The following is a 17016-nucleotide window of genomic DNA, read 5'->3' on the forward strand; positions in this document are numbered from 1 at the left end:
TTAATCAGAACTGGTAGGTCATACCCAGCGCGACGATGTCGTCATCGTTGATGCCGAGTTTGTTATCGCTTTTCAGCTGGTTGATTTTGTAATCCACGAAGGCGTTCATGTTTTTGTTGAAGTAGTAGGTCAGGCCCACGTCAATGTAGTTAACCAGATCTTCACTACCCACCCCTTCAATATCTTTCCCTTTCGACAGCACATAGCCGAGGGACGGACGCAGACCGAAGTCGAACTGATACTGCGCCACCGCTTCAAAGTTCTGCGCTTTGTTGGCAAAACCGCCGCTGATCGGGGTCATCTTGCGGGTTTCAGAGTACATGGTCGCCAGGTAGATATTGTTGGCGTCATATTTCAGGCCGGTCGCCCAGGCTTCCGCTTTCGAACCCTGGCCGCGGGCCAGCAGATTCTGATCGTTGGTACGGTCGGAGCTGGTGTAGGCCGCGCTGACGGCGAAGTCGCTGCCGCCGAAATCATAGCTTAATGAGGTACCAACGCCGTCGCCGTTCTGTTTCTTCGCTTCACGGCCTTCGTTTTTACCCTGGTACTGCAGGGTCATATCCAGGCCATCCACCAGACCGAAGAAATCGGTGTTGCGGTAGGTCGCCAGGCCGCTGGCGCGTTTGGTCATAAAGTTATCGGTCTGGGCAGAGGAATCGCCGCCGAATTCCGGGAACATATCGGTCCAGGCTTCCACGTCGTACAGGGCGCCAAGGTTACGACCGTAATCGAAGGAGCCGTAGTTCTTCAGCTTCACCCCGGCGAATGCCAGACGGGTTTTCTGGCTCGAGTCGCTCTCGGTTTTGTTGCCCGAGAATTCAGATTCCCAACGGCCATAGCCGGTCAGGTCGTCGTTAATCTGCGTTTCGCCTTTAATACCGAAACGCACGTAAGTCTGATCGCCATCTTTGCTGTCATAATCGCTGAAGTAGTGCATGGCTTTGATCTTGCCGTACACATCCAGTTTGTTCGCGTTCTTGTTATAAACTTCCGCTGCCTGCGTCGCTGTTGAAGCCACAAAGCCCATCATCATTAATGCCAGAGTACTCTTTTTCATTATTCAGTCCTGGTGATTTATTTATACGCGCTATTCAATTGCGGGCGCTCGCCCATCAAAAACAGGAGGTTTTTTAACGCCGGGAGATTAAATATTTATGACAAGGTGGAACTTTTTATAAAAAAGAGTATTTAAATGTATCTGACATATTTTTGTCACATCCCCTCTCCAGAATGCCCGATCCCGCGCAATAAAATGGCGCGCCCGCCGCCCCGGGTGTTGGCAAGCGGGCCGACTCCTGCTACAACATCAGCTCGATATCGATATTCCTTTTGAACGGCAGAGAATCATGAGTGAAAGCCAGACGCTGGTGGTAAAACTGGGCACCAGTGTTTTAACAGGCGGGTCCCGCCGCCTGAACCGCGCCCATATCGTTGAGCTCGTGCGCCAGTGCGCACAGCTGCACGCCATGGGACACCGTATTGTCATCGTGACCTCCGGGGCCATTGCCGCCGGGCGCGAGCACCTTGGTTACCCGGAACTGCCCGCCACCATCGCCTCCAAGCAGCTGCTGGCGGCGGTGGGACAAAGCCGTCTGATCCAGCTGTGGGAACAGCTGTTTTCTATCTATGGCATTCACGTTGGCCAGATGCTGCTGACCCGCGCCGACATGGAAGACAGAGAACGGTTCCTCAACGCCCGCGACACTCTGCGCGCGCTGCTGGATAACAGCATCGTCCCGGTCATTAACGAAAACGACGCCGTCGCCACCGCGGAAATCAAAGTGGGCGATAACGACAATCTCTCCGCACTGGCCGCGATCCTCGCCGGGGCAGATAAGCTGCTGCTGTTAACCGACCAGCCAGGCCTGTTCACCGCCGACCCGCGTAGCAACCCGCAGGCGGAGCTGATTAAAGACGTCTACGGCATCGACGACGCGCTGCGCGCCATCGCCGGCGACAGCGTCTCCGGACTCGGCACCGGCGGCATGGGCACCAAGCTGCAGGCCGCGGATGTCGCCTGCCGCGCGGGGATTGATACCATTATCGCCGCTGGCAACCGCCCGGACGTCATCGGCCACGCGATGGAAGGCCTGCCGGTGGGCACCTGCTTCCACGCGCAGGAGTCTCCGCTGGAGAACCGTAAGCGCTGGATCTTCGGCGCGCCGCCGGCCGGTGAACTGACCGTCGATGCGGGCGCGACCCAGGCGATCCTCGAAAGAGGCAGTTCGCTGTTGCCAAAAGGCATCAAAATCGTCAGCGGCAACTTCTCCCGCGGCGAAGTGATCCGCATCCGCAATAGCGAAGGGCGCGATATCGCTCACGGCGTTAGCCGCTACAACAGCGATGCGCTGCGCCTTATCGCCGGCCAGCACTCGCAGCAAATCGATGCCATTCTGGGCTATGAATACGGCCCGGTGGCCGTCCACCGCGATGATATGATCATCCGTTAAGGAGCTGAAAATGCTGGAACAAATGGGCATTGCCGCCAAAGCGGCCTCCTGGCAGCTGGCGTTACTCTCCAGCCGGGAAAAGAACCAGGTACTGGAAAAGATCGCCGATTATCTGGAAGCGCAGACCGACGATATTCTGCGCGCCAACGCGGAAGATTTAGCCGAAGCTCGCGCCAATGGCCTGAGTGAAGCGATGCTTGATCGCCTCGCGCTGACCCCGGCGCGTCTGAGCGGCATCGCCAACGATGTGCGCCAGGTGTGCAATCTGGCCGATCCGGTCGGCCAGGTGATCGACGGCGGGCTGCTGGACAGCGGTCTGCGTATTGAACGTCGCCGCGTCCCGCTGGGGGTGATTGGCGTGATTTATGAAGCGCGACCCAACGTGACGGTCGACGTCGCCTCCCTGTGTCTGAAAACCGGCAACGCAGCGATCCTGCGCGGCGGGAAAGAGACCTGGCGCACCAACGCCGCCACGGTGAAGGTGATCCAGCAGGCGCTGCAGGAGTGCGGTCTGCCGGCCGCCGCGGTACAGGCCATTGAGAGCCCGGATCGCGCGCTGGTGGGCGAAATGCTGAAGATGGATAAATACATCGATATGCTGATCCCCCGCGGCGGCGCTGGCCTGCACAAGCTGTGCCGTGAGCAGTCAACGATCCCGGTGATCACCGGCGGGATTGGCGTGTGCCATATCTTCGTTGATGAAACCGCCGAGATCGCCCCTGCGCTGAAGATCATCGTCAATGCCAAGACCCAGCGGCCGAGCACCTGCAATACCGTGGAAACGCTGCTGGTGCACCGCAACATCGCCGACACCTTCCTGCCGGCGTTGAGCAAGCAGATGGCCGAGAGCGGCGTCACCCTGCATGCCGCCCCTTCCGCCCTCCCCACGCTGCAGAACGGCCCGGCGAAAGTCGAGCCGGTGAAAGCGGAGCAGTATGACGACGAGTATCTGTCGCTGGATCTGAACGTCAAAGTGGTGGCCGATATGGATGAGGCTATCGCCCATATTCGGGAACATGGCACCCAGCACTCCGACGCTATCCTGACCCGCACCTTGCGTAACGCCAACCGCTTTATCAATGAAGTGGACTCTTCCGCCGTCTACGTGAACGCCTCCACGCGCTTCACCGACGGCGGCCAGTTCGGCCTCGGCGCGGAAGTAGCGGTCAGCACCCAGAAGCTGCACGCCCGCGGCCCGATGGGGCTGGAAGCGTTAACCACCTATAAGTGGATTGGTTTCGGCGACGATACCATTCGTGCGTAAATGAGAACGGGCGATGCAAAAATAGGCAGTTGATTCCACTGGCTATTGACGCATCGCCCGCTAAGTTCTAACCTTTTGCCTCGTGATTCACGCTCGTGAACACCTCTTGCAGGGCCGATATAGCTCAGTTGGTAGAGCAGCGCATTCGTAATGCGAAGGTCGTAGGTTCGACTCCTATTATCGGCACTCACACAACAAAAACCATTAAAAACAATAAGTTAAATAGTAGCTCTCTCTCAAGTTACGATCTTCTTTTAAGGGATTGTATGACCAACAGTTGCCGCTATGGTTAACAGTGGCTACTCAGGGATGTTAGCACGTAGCGGCCTGTAGTTGTAAAGCTCGAACAGGTACAAAGCGTGAACAGTCCACACGAACCGCTATCAACTCGAAGCTGATGACGCTGCCAACGTCTCTAAATCCTCCCGAAACAGATTGATCACACGCATTTAAGCCCAATGTGTGGCCGTATGAGCCACGTAAACAGGTGAATAGTGGTAAACGTACCTGCACACGACATGCAGGCTCTGCCAGCGCTTCGCTCACGCTCTGAAAGGTACACGAGCACCCTGATAAGGTGTGATCCTTCTGAACACTGATGTAGTCGCCTTGACCTGCTCCCCACAGATTGATGCATATAGATGTTAGTAACGTCCGCTTCACGCCCTGAGACATTCGACAAGCTTTTTACGGCATTAGTAAGGGAGATTTTCACTCTTCCAGTGCCAGAAAGTATCTCGCTTCGTCGTACCGGGTTTTGGTCTTCCAGCAACGGTAAATGATCCTTATCCATTTGAATGCTTGAGCCCGGATGAATGCTATCGGAACGACCGTCGAGAATCTGTATCTGCGGCACCTCGAAAATGGATGCCTACCGATGTTCTCTGGTACAGGCAAGAAAGTCGATAGAGTAGAAATGTACAATACAACAGCCACGACAATACAAATCGCCCGATGAAATTCATCAGGCGTTATAAGGCTGAAAAGTTCCTACCTGTTCTTTGATTAGTGAATTTACGCCTAATGGAGCAGTAGATCATTGAGGAAACGTCGCGCGCGCGGATGTTGTGGCGCGGTGAAGAATTTATCCGGATCAGCCTTTTCCAGTATTTGTCCCTGATCCATAAACCAGATCGTATCGGCTACGTCACGCGCAAAGTTCATTTCATGAGTAACGCACATCATGGTCATCCCTTCCTGCGCCAGCCCGCGCATCACGCTCAGCACCTCGCCGACCATCTCCGGGTCGAGTGCAGATGTCGGTTCGTCAAACAGCATGACAGGCGGCTTCATCGCCAGCGCCCGGGCGATAGCCACCCGCTGCTGCTGGCCGCCGGAAAGCTGTGCCGGATAAACGTCGGCCTTGTGCGATAGTCCCACCCTTTCCAGCAGTTCCCCGGCATGACGTCGGGCTTCCGAACGCTTCTCGCCGAGAACTTTCACTGGCGACATCATGATATTTTCCAGCACCGAAACGTGCGGAAACAGATTGAAACTCTGGAAGACAAAGCCGATTCTCGTACGCAGTTGGTTCAGCCTGGTGCTCGAGCCATGAATATCGACGCCGTCAAACAGGATCTGTCCCTTTTCGATGGGCTCAAGACGGTTGACCGTCCGGATTAACGTCGATTTGCCGGATCCGGAAGGACCGCACACCACCACCACTTCACCGCTTTTTATTTCGGCGCTGACGTCGGTCAGGGCCTGATATTCCCCGTACCATTTATTCACCTGATTGAACAGAATCATCGGTCGCATGGTTGCTCCTTATTGAGTTTGTGATGGTGATGGGTCGAGAACCAGCGGCATGACCGGCTTTCCCATAGCGGACTGTGCACGTTGCCTCCTGCTGGCAATACGCAGCTCCAGGCGATTGGCCAGCCACGTCAGGCTAAAATTAATGATGTAGTAGCTCAGCGCTACGATGGCAAAGACCTGGAACGGTTTTGTCAGCAGCTGATTACTGACCTGGTTGGCCGCATAGGTCAGCTCCGGAACGTTAATAACGTAGCCGAGGGTACTATCTTTGATAATCGACACCAGTTGACTGACCAGACTTGGCAGCGCGTTGTACAACGCCTGCGGTAGAATCACCAGGCGCAGAGCCCGCACATGCCCCATTCCCAGCGCACGGGAGGCTTCATATTGCCCTGAAGGCAGCGCCTGGATCCCGCCGCGCACAATTTCAGCGATGTAGGCGCTCTCGTAGATAACCAGCGTACACAGCATCGTGCTGAAGCCGCTAATATTGTGGCCAATCAGCAACGGCACGCAGAAATAGGTCCAGAACACCACCATCATCAGAGGAATACCGCGTAGCAGATAGATCCAGCAGGTGACCGGCCAGCTCAGCCAGCGCCACGGAGAGAGGCGAGCGAGGCACAACAGCACGCCGACCGGGAAGGCGAACAGCACTGCCAGCAGCGACACCAGCAAGGTACACAGCACACCGCCAAGCGGACCATCAGGATATTGCCCCATCAGCAACAACAGGCCGTTATCATGCAGAATCGTGAAAAAATCAAACATACATATTACCTCGCATACGCGCGCTGAAAGCGACGGGCCAGCAGCGCCCCCATCCCCATCAGCAACAAAGAGAAGGCCAGGTAGCCTACCGTCGCCACCATATAAGCTTCGAAGGTACGGAAGGTCTGGTTTTCAATATCGCGCGTTACGTAAGTCAACTCGGTGACGCCAATGACCATTGCAAGGCTGGTATTTTTAAACAGCAGCACGGTGTGGTTAATCACCGATGGCAACGCATTACGGATCCCTTGTGGCAGAATCACCAGCCACATGGCGCGCAAATATCCCATTCCCAGCGCCCTCGCCGCTTCATTCTGGCCTTCGGGGATGGCACGCAGACCGCTGCGGATGTCTTCAGAGAAATAGGCCGCCTGGCACAATCCCAGCGCGACCAGCGAGAACAGAAACTCCGCATTCATCTCGTTGACCCACATCTGCAACGACTCAGGCAGCAGCGTCGGAATCGCGAAATACCACATCATCAGCTGAATAAGCGTCGGTACATTGCGGTGATAGGATACATACGCCGCGACCAAAAGCTGCGCGAAGCGCTTGTTGCTCAGACGGATCATCACCAGCACCAGCGCAATAAACATGGCCAGCAGCCATGCACCCAACGCCAGTTCCAGAGTGACGACGGTGCCATCAATAATCATCTGGCCGTAGTGGCCAGTCATCACGTTACTGAAGTCGAGTGCCATATATCCTCCTCGTTTGCCGTCATTCAGGACTCACGGTCACCAGGACGCATCGTGGATAGCCCACCGGGTACCTGCAGCGTCGGCGTGATCTCAATATTGCCGATGTTGACTGCCACCGGCGCGGCGAGCGCAAAGGCCACGCAGTCGGCGATATCTTTTGCTTCCGGCAGCTCGAAACCATCGATAAAGCGACGGCGGGCGTCTTCGTGATCGCCGGATACGTTACCGAATATCTCCGTCGCCACCCGCCCGGGGCAAATTTCGGTAATTCGTACCCGCTTGCCATAGCAATCGACGCGCAGCTGACGCGACAGCGCGTGCACTCCTGCTTTGGTGGCGTGATAGATGGAATTGCCATTGAAGTTATAAATCGCAGCGATGGAGGTAATATTAATGACGTGACCGCAGTCGCGCGCCACCATTCCCGGTACCAACAGACGACACAGGTGCAGCACGGCACGCAGGTTGACATCCACCTGGGTGTTGACCCAGTCGGCCTCGGCATCGAGAATCGATCCCGGATGAGAAACGCCGGCGTTGTTCACCAGAATATCGACCTGCAGACCCTGGCACAGTGCGGTCAGCGCCGATAGATCGCCGACGTCGACGGCGTGGGGAATGCAGCCAGTTCTGTCCGCCAGGGCGGCAAGCTGTTCATGGCGACGTGCTACCGCGTGAACCTCAATGCCTTCCTGACAAAGGCGTTCGACAATCGCTTCCCCCATCCCAGCGGAAGCGCCGGTCACCAGGGCCACTTTATAATCTGAAAATGGCATATGAGCCTCTCCTGTTGCGGCAGACCGATCTGCCTTTGACGTTGTTTTTCTGACTGTATGCAGTTATGTCCAACGGGGATAAGACATAAATAGTTTGGCCCGATAAGGGGTCCTTATAACTTCGCGGAAGCGGCATCTGTGGGCAGCAGCAGCGCGATCTCGCTGCCGTACTCCAGCCGGCTCCCCGCCGGCGCCACAAGGTTTTTGAGCGTCCCGGCCACCGGGCTGCGCACCGGCAAATAGAGCGGCCCGACCTGCACCAGCGCGAGGATATCGTTCGGCGCAACATGCTGCCCCTCGCTGACGAACGCCTCCCCATGGCTGGGATGGCTCAGCAACAGGCGTCCCGGCATCGGGGAACACACCGATAGCGGGCGGGTTTCGGCCCCCAGCGGCGGCAGAGGCGGCGGTTCGTCCATCGTTTTGCCACTGGGGTAGCGCAGGCGAACCGACCAGTCCGCGCCGCGCCACTCAAGCTCCCGCAGTCCGGCGTTATGCATCTTCTGCGCCAGCTGGCGCACGTCCTCAAAAGCTATCAGTTCTTTTTCCATCATGATTCCATCGCGCAAGGGTCAGAGCACGGCTATGCCGCGCGCCAGAGTAGTGACTCTAGCGCGGGGATCGGAAGGGTTGATAAGAGGGTTTCGCTTTGAGGCAATAAGGGGGACTTATTATCCCACCAGGGTTAGCGGCCGGTTGTCCTCAGTCCGCTGCGCCATCAGGGAGAGCAAAATCCCCTTCACCGCCTCCGCGGGCTGCGAAAGCGGCAGATGATCGGACATACAGAACGAGAGCGAGGTGAGTACATTGGGTTCGACAATTCTCGCCATCCAGGCATTGGCGGGCTGGAGCATGGTGCGCGCCGCGGACTCCGGCATGATGGTGCCGCCGAGATCCGCCGCCAGCGCGGCGTTAAGCGTGGTCAGCGATTCAATCTCGCACTTCACCCGGTAGCTCAGTCCGGCCAGTGTAAAGGCGTCGTCCGCGGCTTTACGCATAATGTTATAAATCCGCGGTAGAAACAGATCGTAGCGGGCGACCTCCGCCAGGGAGATTTCGCGCCGGGGCTCCCCCAGCGCGTGCGGACAGACGAAAAAAAGTTCTTCTTTCATCAGCGGTAGAAAACGCAATCCATGAATATCACGGTCACCGTAGATAACCGCCATATCCATCCGACCGCTCATAATTAATTCGCTGAGGGTGGTGCCAAAATTTTCATTGAAATAGAGCACAACCCCGGGATGCTGGCGCTGGACTTCAGTCAGCAGCGGGATCGCCAGCAGTTGGGCAGCTGTGCCCGGCGCCAGCCCGACAGAAACCTGACCGCTCAGGGCCTGGCCTGCACCGTCGATGGCGCTCTGCGCCTGCTCGCATTGGCGCAGAATCGCCTGAGCGTGGGTATAGAGAATTTTTCCGGCGTTGGTTGGCGTCACCCCTCGCTTGGTACGAATTAATAGCTGCTGATCGACTTCGCCTTCCAGAGTCGCCAGCTGCTGGCTGAGCGCCGGCTGAGCGATATGCAGAATGTCAGCGGCCTGCGTCAGGCTCCCGACGTCGACGATTTTAATGAAATATTTCAGGCGGCGAAGATTCATAGTAGCAGTCCCACATCAATACGTATCTCTGATGGCAAGCAAGATCGGTGCCATAGCCTAAGAGCACCACAGGCAGCCAATAGCGCCGCCATTTTCAGACAACCCACACTTCAACGCCGCTGCCTTTGCACCGTCGGAGTGCAGCGGCATATACCTGTTTGTCAACGGAGTGCCAGGAGGACGATTTCCTTCGGTCATCGCATTGCGTTATGTCCCCACAACAAAGCGCTATTAGCTTGCCACCTTCGCCCCCCTCTATGCTGGCTGATGTGTATTAACCTCCTTCGCCGCACACGGTGGATTATTCTGCGCCGCGTGTGGGTTTGCTGACCTTAGAACCAGGAACCGCAGCCTCATGCCTGATATAGCCGATCGTCTCAAAAATGTTACCGTCTCCGCCTCCGTCGCCATGACGCAAAAAGCACGCGATCTCGCCGCGCAGGGAATCGATGTCGTTGGTCTGTCTACCGGCGAACCGGACTTTCCCACTCCTCCTCACGTGATCGATGCCGCCTATGCCGCAGCATGCGCCGGGGATACCCGCTACCCGCCGACGGACGGCACGCCAGCGTTGCGTGCGGCCATCCAGCGCAAGTTCCTGCGCGACAATGAGCTACGCTACGATATCAGCCAGATCCTGACCGCTGGTGGCGCCCGACAGATTATCTTCAACGCTATGATGGCGACCATTAACCCCGGCGATGAGGTACTCATCCCCATGCCATCCTGGATTAGCTATGCCGACATCGTTAAATTCGCTGGCGGCACACCGGTGCCAGTACCCTGTCATGAAGAGTACGGTTTTAAACCACTGCCGCAGGACGTCGAAGCAGCGATCACGCCGAAGACCAAATGGCTGCTGCTGAATTATCCCAGCAATCCGACTGGATCGGTCGCCACCCATGCCGAACTCCTGGCACTCGGTGAGACGCTGTTGCGTCATCCGCATATCTGGATCATGACCGACGATATTTATGAGCATCTGTTGTATGACGGCGTGAAATTCTGGACCCTGGCACAGGTGGAGCCCCGGCTGTACGATCGCGTATTGACAGTGAACGGCGTCTCGAAAGCCTATTCAATGACCGGCTGGCGGCTGGGTTTTTGCGGTGGCCCATTGACGCTGATTAAGGCGATGAGCAACGTCAATACGCAAAACAGCGGCGGCGTGACGACCCTGGCACAAGCGGGGTCCGTCGCCGCACTGGATGGCCCGCAGGGTCTGCTGGCAGAACGGGCGGAAATCTATCGCCAGCGCCGCGATTACGTGCTTGAGCGTCTTGCCGGAATTCCCGGTCTGCGATGCCATAAGCCGCAGGGGGCCTTCTATCTGTTCGTCAACATCGAGGCGTTTATCGGAAAAACCAGCGCCAGCGGCCATTTTATCGCCAGCGACGCCGATTTTGTGATGGCGCTGATTGAGGAGCAGCACGTGGTGACGGTACAGGGGGCAGCCTACGGCATGAGCCCCTACTTCCGCCTTTCTTACGCCACCAGTATGGAACGCCTGCAAACCGGTTGCGATCGCCTCGCGGCCTTCTGCGCGGGTTGCCGTTAAGCTGTAGCGCGCAAATTGTGCGCGCTAAGCAGAGTGAAATGCCTGCCTGGCGTCTGACCCGGCAGGCATTTTTTATCGTTCCAGAGGGGCGCCGGGATGGATTCATACCTGGCGGGATGGCCAATGGGTTTTGACTGACCGTGGGTCCGAGAGCGCATAACGTAAAGGGAGAACAGGTAGTGGTCAGGGGCGCGATTTGCCCCCCTCGTGACGGGAAAAGGCTTTACTGCGCCAGCACCTCCGCCGCGGATGCTACCGTCGCACCGCAGGCTTCAATCTCACTACGAACCAGCGTCGCCAGCGCCAGCGAGCCCGGGGTATCGCTATGGACCAGGATCGAACGCGCACGTATCGACAGCGTATTGCCGCTAAAAGTGGTCACCGTTCCCTGCTGGAGAAACTGACGTACTCTGGCGCGCACCGCCGCTTCCTCTTTGATTAGCGAACCGGCAATACCGCGCGGGACAAGTTGTCCACGATCGTCGTAGGCCCGGTCAGCGAGAAACAGCGTCAGCACCGGCAATCCGGCAGCCTGTGCCGCCCGTTCAATGATAGTATCCGGCTGGCAGAAGATAATCAGTTGCGAATCGATCCGGGCGACGGCCTGCATCACCTGCAGCGCCAGCGCATCGTCACGGTTAATCATATTGCCCATTGCCGCGTGAAAACTCAGGTGAACTACCCGGGTACCCTCGGCGCGGGCAATGGCAGAGAGCGCGCCAAGCTGATATACCACCTGCTGGCAGATCTCATCGGCAGAGAACGCCATCTCTTTGCGCCCGAAGCCCTGGCGATCCGGCAGACCGGGGTGGGCCCCAATCCCCACGCCGCGCACTTTCGCCAGGCGTACCATCCGCGTCATGATCGCCGGATCCCCTGCGTGAAAACCGCAGGCGATGTTGGCGGAAGAGACCTTATCCATTAGCGCTGAATCATCACATAGCTGATAGACGCCAAAACCTTCTCCCATATCAGAGTTCACATCAATTTTCATGCTGAGTTCCTTATAAACCAACGACCTTGACCAGCGGCGCTATGCTGACGCGCAAACGCTGCAGCCAACGTTCAATTTCCTGCCGCACGGCGATGGCGGTAGACGTATCGGCCTGTACCAGTTGAATTGACTGCCCCGCCTGGAGCTGGCCCAGACGCCAGAGATCTTCTTCAATCACGCAGGCAATTTTGGGATAGCCTCCCGCGGTGTTGGCATCGCTTAACTGGATAATCGGTTCGCCGGCCGGCGGAACCTGTACGATGCCCGGTATCAGGCCATAGGAGCGCATTTCAACCGTTTCGGCTGGCAGGATAGGCTCTCCCGCCAGGCGATAGCCGGTTCGGTTGCTGTGCTGCGAAATTTTCCACGCCTGGCTCCAGAACCGCGATGCATCAGCGGCAAACAACGGATACTCGCCAGCGGGGATAGCTCGGATCTGGACATCGCCCTGTGCGTTGCGCGGGAAAAAGGCGTTTAAGGCCACTTCCGGCGGCTCAATGCCAATCCCGGAATCCGGGAGTGGCGCCCCCTGCCAGGGACCACAGGACAGCACGTCGCCGCGCTGTAGTTGCCGCCCCTCGAGTCCGCCGAAACCGCCACGCAGAGCGGTACTGCGCGAGCCCAGAACCAGAGGGACATCAATGCCCCCTGCCACGCATAAGTAGCCGCGTGCGCCGCGACGGGGAAAACGCAACTCAAGCACCTGTCCTTTACGTACCGCGCAGCCCCACCAGGCCGGTAGTTCATCGCCGTCGAGCCTTGCCCGGCAATCGGCGCCGGTGAGCGCGATCCAGGTGTCCGCCAGGAAACGCACGCGAAAGGGAAACATCTGAACTTCGATGGCCGCCGCATTCTCCTCGTTTCCCAGCAGGGCGTTACCGGCGCGCAGTGCCAGCGGATCCATCACCCCGCTCACTGAGACGCCAAGATGACGCCACGCCGGACGGCCTAAATCCTGAATCGTATTTAGCGATCCGCTTTGTTCAATCTCAATCACAGTTCGACTCTCTCAGGCAGAAAACGGATGATATCGCCTGGCGCCATCAATGCAGGAATGGCGGCGTGGGGGTTGAATACCTCAATTTCCGCGTAGCCGATTGCATTCCAGCCGTTCGGTCCGGTCAACACCGACACCCCCGCCTGTGGCCCGCCAATAGTGACCGTCCCTTTGAGCATATTCAGCGAAGGCACCTTTTTACGCGGCGTCGCCAGACGCGGATCCAGACCATGGAGATAGCCAAACCCCGGCGCACTGCCAAGCGCGACCACGGTATAGACCCCCAGCGAATGCCGACGAATAACTTCCCGGGCGGAAAAACCAGTATGCCGACATACCGCCTCGAGATCGGTGGCGTGTTCGCCACCGTAGCACACCGGGATATCAATCTGCCGCCCTTCGAGGTTGAGCGCCTGCGCGGACAGCCAGTACTCGTGTAACCGGCGCTCCACTGCCGTCGGTTCCTCCGGCGTGTCATGGAGCAATACCAGTAAATTGGTCACGCCGGGGATCAGGGATTCCACCGCCGGCCACTGTTGCAGGTTCTGCGCCATAGACCAGATACGGCGCTGTGCCGGAAGGTCAAAGGCACCCGGCGCTTCGATAAGCCAGGCCCGGCTGCCCATCATGGAAATCCGCGCCGGAGCGCTGGCATGAATTTCAACGCGGCGCTCGGGTAACAACGTTTTCGATGTCGGCGTCATACTTATTCCAGCGGTTCGAACGTAAGGCTGGACAACGGTTGTACCCGTTCTTCGCGGACCATTTTGTATTCGGTATTCGGTCCAATCCAGGTATTCCAGATCTTGTCGATCGTCCCGTCGTCATCCATCACCTTCAGGCTTTCATTGACGCTGGCCAGCAGTTGCGGTTCGCCCTGCTTCATCCCCACGCCTATAGGCTCTAGCGCCATCGGCTCTTTAATCATCGCCAGATTAATGCCGTCCTTTTTTGCCTGACCGATCATTTTGATACCGGTCATAGTGTTGGTGACGAAACCCAGCACCTTATTCTGTTCAAGGGCAAGGAACGCCGACGCCGCGTCCTGGAAGGTAACCGGTTTGCCGCCCTTCAGCACGATGGATTGTTCAGAGGTAGTGCCCTTGGTGGCGCTGATACGCTTGCCTTTAAAATCGGCAAGGGTTTTATCGGCATTCGCCTCTTTTACCAACAGCATCTCTTTCGCGACGTAGTAAGGGTCACTGAACTGAATCTGGCGGCCACGTGTTTTGGTATAGGCAAGGTTGGCGATCAGCACGTCGGCTCGCCCGGTGGCGATAATAGCAATACGCGCTTCCACGGAAGTAGGAACCAGCTGCGCCTTGACTCCCATCTGTTTTGCCAGCGCATGACAGAGTTCAACGTCCATCCCGACCAACTGGCGGGTTTTTGGATCCGGGGCAGAAAATGGCGGCACATCGGAATAGACCGCGCACTTCAGCTCACCGCGCGCATGAATATCCGCCAGCATGTCGGCGCGCGCGGCCCCGGACACTGCTACCAGCGTCAGAACCAGCGCTAAACCCGCATTTCGCTTCAGTTTCATTATTGTTTTCCTCGGTCTGGATAAAAGAGTACCGACACCCGGTAAAAGGTTTCCCGTTTCGCCGGTATGGCTAACCACTTATCGCGACTATATCGACATTGTTTCGGTGATGGGTAAGAGGGAAACGCTGTTGCGAGATAGGTGATTTATATGACGGCGCCGGCGCCGGGAGATAAGCAAAAGTTATCCTCACAGAACAAAATTATCTTATCTGCCTGCCCCGAGCGCCCTCTACTGTTACGCCATGCGCGACACCCACGCCGCGTCCCTCCGCGACCGTTAACCAAAGGTAGTCACATGAATGCCCGACTTGGGATTTATCTAAAAATACTCTCCGCGCTATGCGCTACATTAATGCTGGCCTGCGTCAAAGGATTGCAGGGGGCGATTCCCACCGGCGAGGTGATCTTCTTTCGCTCTTTTATTGCTATGTTTCCCCTGCTTATCTGGTTAAAAATTCAGGGCAACGTGCTGGCCAGTATCAAGACCAAAAATATTTTCGGCCATCTGATTCGCGGCTTTTCCGGTACCGGTGGGATGTACTTCAACTATCTGGCGCTGGTATCGATTTCTCTCGCCGACGCCACCGCACTGAGCTACGCTGCTCCGCTCTTCACCGTCATCATGGCGGCCCTGCTGCTGAAAGAGCGGGTACGTTTTTCCCGTTGGCTGGGGGTTATCGTCGGTTTTTCCGGCATTCTGTTTATGCTCTCCGCCAGTTTAACCGCCAGCGGTTCTCTGTTCGCTGGCGGCCATCTGCAGTCCGGGATGGCTCTCGGCGTCGCGTTCGCCCTGCTTGCCGCTCTTTGCACCGCCACCTCCAACATTCAGATCCGTTTTCTCAACGGCATTGAAAAACCTGGCGCCATCGTCTTTTACTTCTCGCTGATGACCACCCTGATTGGTCTGGCAACCAGCCTGTTCGGCTGGGTACGTCCTACGCCGAGTCAGTTGCTGTTGCTGGTGGGCTGCGGCTTCTTCGGCGGCATGGCACAGATTCTGGTCACGCTGAGCCTGCGGTTTACCGACGCTTCGCTACTGGCGCCGTTTGACTACACCACGCTGGTCTGGTCGATGGTCATCGGTTATCTGTTCTTAAACAGCCTGCCCGGTTCTTCAACGCTGATCGGCGCAGGGATCGTAGCGCTGGCGGGGATATTCACCCTGTGGTGTGACCAGCGGCAACGGCGGGCGCATATCGCGCGCGCCTCTTCCTGACGCTTTCTGACTCTACCTATGGCCCCGCGCCGACAACGCAGGGCTTTTCATCGCCATGCCTCAGGAATACAGCCCGCGGTCTTTACTTGCCTGTAGGATCCGTTCGCAGGCTAGGGCCCAGGCGGCGGTACGCAGGGGGATTGCCAGCGCCTGCGCTTTTTGCCAGACGCTTTCGATAGCGTGGCGCATAATGGTATCCAGCCGAGCGTCGATCTCCTCTTCGCTCCAGAAAAGGCTGGAGAGATCCTGCACCCACTCGAAATAGCTGACCGTTACCCCGCCGGCGTTGGCAATAACGTCTGGAACCAGCACGATCCCCCGCTCAGCCAGCACGTCGTCAGCCTCCGGCAGCGTAGGACCATTGGCACCCTCCAGAATGAGGCGGCAGCGCAGCCCAGCCGCGAGTTCCGCGCTAATTTGCCCCTCCAGGGCTGCCGGAATCAGTATCTCGTACTCGAGACGCCAGAAAGCCTCTTCCGTCACGTTATCGGCACCGGGGAAACCAGCTATTGTGCCGTGCTCCTGTTGCCACGCCTGCAGTGCCGGGATATCGAGCCCGTTATGCTGATACAACGTCGCACGATGATCCTGTACAGCCACCACCCGCGCGCCAGCAGCATGAAACAGCCCGGCGCTAACGCTACCCACATTGCCAAAACCCTGCACCGCAACCCGGCTTTGCGCCACGGGGAGTCCCATTTTTTCCGCAATGTGACAGCCGGTGATAAACACGCCGCGCCCGGTCGCCTGTACCCGCCCCAGCGATCCGCCGAGGTGGACCGGTTTCCCCGTCACCACGCCGGTCGCGGCTGTTCCGGCGTTGCGTGACCAGGTATCCATCATCCAGGCCATGACCTGGGCGTTAGTGCCGACGTCCGGCGCCGGAATATCCTGCCGAGGGCCGATTACTCTGCTGATTTCACAAGTGTAGCGCCGGGTCAAACGCTCCAGCTCTCTGTCGGATAGCGTCGACGGGTCGACGCGCACACCGCCTTTCGCCCCGCCGAACGGCAGATTGAGCGCCGCGCATTTCACGGTCATCCACGCCGCCAGCGCCATCACCTCCTGCAGGCTGACGTCGGGGTGATAGCGCACGCCCCCTTTGCCGGGTCCGCGAGAGAGATTATGCTGAACCCGAAAGCCTTCAAAATGGCGAATCGTCCCGTCATCCATTTCCAGAGGAACATCGACAATCAGCGCCCTTTCCGGGTGGCGCAGAGTATTGGCCCAGCGATTGAGATCGCCGGGCAGCGGCAGAACGCGTTCCACCTGGGAGAGATATATAGCCCAGGCACAATGGCTCTCACCCGTCACATAAGAGAGTGCAGACACAACTTACCTCCGGTTTTCCTGTAGTGATATTGATAGCGATAAATGAAGAAAGCCGC

At 57.6% G+C, this 17016-nt stretch carries 16 protein-coding genes and 1 tRNA gene; 5 read left to right on the plus strand and 12 right to left on the minus strand.

Features of this window, described 5'->3' with window-relative positions; genetic code table 11:
• Positions 1–4: 4 nt before the first annotated feature.
• Complete coding sequence (phoE, locus tag AC3EMD_RS22210; protein WP_008805307.1) at positions 5–1057, minus strand: phosphoporin PhoE; 1053 nt, start codon at positions 1055–1057, stop codon at positions 5–7.
• 289 nt (positions 1058–1346) lie between these two features.
• Between phoE and proB the strand changes: the two genes are divergently transcribed.
• The 3 genes from proB (at position 1347) to AC3EMD_RS22225 (ending at position 3900) form a co-directional block, all read left to right on the plus strand.
• Positions 1347–2450, plus strand: a complete 1104-nt coding sequence (gene proB / locus AC3EMD_RS22215) for a glutamate 5-kinase (RefSeq protein ID WP_008805306.1) — start codon at positions 1347–1349, stop codon at positions 2448–2450.
• A gap of 10 nt (positions 2451–2460) precedes the next feature.
• Complete coding sequence (gene proA / locus AC3EMD_RS22220; RefSeq protein ID WP_022065078.1) at positions 2461–3714, plus strand: glutamate-5-semialdehyde dehydrogenase; 1254 nt, start codon at positions 2461–2463, stop codon at positions 3712–3714.
• A gap of 113 nt (positions 3715–3827) precedes the next feature.
• A tRNA-Thr gene (locus AC3EMD_RS22225) sits at positions 3828–3900 on the plus strand.
• 834 nt (positions 3901–4734) lie between these two features.
• Here AC3EMD_RS22225 and AC3EMD_RS22230 read toward each other — a convergent pair.
• The 6 genes from AC3EMD_RS22230 to nac form a co-directional block, all read right to left on the minus strand.
• A complete protein-coding gene (locus tag AC3EMD_RS22230; protein WP_020316552.1) occupies positions 4735–5472 on the minus strand; it encodes an amino acid ABC transporter ATP-binding protein in 738 nt (245 codons plus the stop codon).
• Positions 5473–5481: 9 nt separating this feature from the next.
• Positions 5482–6243 (minus strand): amino acid ABC transporter permease, encoded by a 762-nt coding sequence (locus tag AC3EMD_RS22235; protein ID WP_012968869.1) that lies wholly within the window; start codon positions 6241–6243, stop codon positions 5482–5484.
• 5 nt (positions 6244–6248) lie between these two features.
• Positions 6249–6944, minus strand: a complete 696-nt coding sequence (locus AC3EMD_RS22240; RefSeq protein ID WP_004222853.1) for an amino acid ABC transporter permease — start codon at positions 6942–6944, stop codon at positions 6249–6251.
• 23 nt (positions 6945–6967) lie between these two features.
• Complete coding sequence (locus tag AC3EMD_RS22245; protein ID WP_009485112.1) at positions 6968–7720, minus strand: SDR family oxidoreductase; 753 nt, start codon at positions 7718–7720, stop codon at positions 6968–6970.
• Positions 7721–7833: 113 nt separating this feature from the next.
• On the minus strand, positions 7834–8274 hold the full coding sequence (locus AC3EMD_RS22250) for an acetyl-CoA carboxylase biotin carboxyl carrier protein (protein ID WP_009485113.1): 441 nt from the start codon (positions 8272–8274) through the stop codon (positions 7834–7836).
• A gap of 117 nt (positions 8275–8391) precedes the next feature.
• On the minus strand, positions 8392–9315 hold the full coding sequence (gene nac, locus AC3EMD_RS22255; protein WP_277451175.1) for a nitrogen assimilation transcriptional regulator NAC: 924 nt from the start codon (positions 9313–9315) through the stop codon (positions 8392–8394).
• Between the two features lie 355 nt (positions 9316–9670).
• On the opposite strand from nac, the gene AC3EMD_RS22260 reads away from it, so the two are divergent.
• Positions 9671–10873 (plus strand): pyridoxal phosphate-dependent aminotransferase, encoded by a 1203-nt coding sequence (locus AC3EMD_RS22260; RefSeq protein ID WP_004222844.1) that lies wholly within the window; start codon positions 9671–9673, stop codon positions 10871–10873.
• A 223-nt stretch (positions 10874–11096) separates the two neighbouring features.
• Here the strand turns inward: AC3EMD_RS22260 and AC3EMD_RS22265 are convergent, their stop codons facing one another.
• Genes AC3EMD_RS22265 through AC3EMD_RS22280 form a run of 4 tightly spaced genes read right to left on the minus strand, consistent with a single transcriptional unit; the run spans position 11097 to position 14410 of the window.
• A complete protein-coding gene (locus AC3EMD_RS22265) occupies positions 11097–11867 on the minus strand; it encodes a 5-oxoprolinase subunit PxpA (RefSeq protein WP_004222843.1) in 771 nt (256 codons plus the stop codon).
• Between the two features lie 10 nt (positions 11868–11877).
• The gene (locus tag AC3EMD_RS22270; RefSeq protein ID WP_004222841.1) at positions 11878–12864 is read right to left on the minus strand and encodes a 5-oxoprolinase subunit C family protein; all 987 of its coding nucleotides are present in this window, start codon (positions 12862–12864) and stop codon (positions 11878–11880) included.
• Positions 12861–13568, minus strand: coding sequence for a 5-oxoprolinase subunit PxpB (gene pxpB, locus AC3EMD_RS22275; protein ID WP_009485116.1), 708 nt, complete (start codon positions 13566–13568; stop codon positions 12861–12863). Before pxpB ends, AC3EMD_RS22270 begins: the two co-directional genes overlap by 4 nt.
• 2 nt (positions 13569–13570) lie before the next feature.
• Positions 13571–14410: an ABC transporter substrate-binding protein gene (locus tag AC3EMD_RS22280; protein WP_004222836.1), complete on the minus strand. Its 840-nt coding sequence runs from the start codon at positions 14408–14410 to the stop codon at positions 13571–13573.
• Between the two features lie 297 nt (positions 14411–14707).
• Here AC3EMD_RS22280 and AC3EMD_RS22285 point away from each other — a divergent pair, with 297 nt between their 5' ends.
• Positions 14708–15628: a DMT family transporter gene (locus AC3EMD_RS22285; protein WP_012968872.1), complete on the plus strand. Its 921-nt coding sequence runs from the start codon at positions 14708–14710 to the stop codon at positions 15626–15628.
• Positions 15629–15688: 60 nt separating this feature from the next.
• On the opposite strand, the gene AC3EMD_RS22290 is transcribed toward AC3EMD_RS22285, so the two are convergent.
• The gene (locus tag AC3EMD_RS22290; RefSeq protein WP_004222831.1) at positions 15689–16960 is read right to left on the minus strand and encodes a Glu/Leu/Phe/Val family dehydrogenase; all 1272 of its coding nucleotides are present in this window, start codon (positions 16958–16960) and stop codon (positions 15689–15691) included.
• Between the last annotated feature and the right edge of the window lie 56 nt (positions 16961–17016).

It is taken from the genome of Klebsiella sp. PK18 (assembly GCF_057784655.1).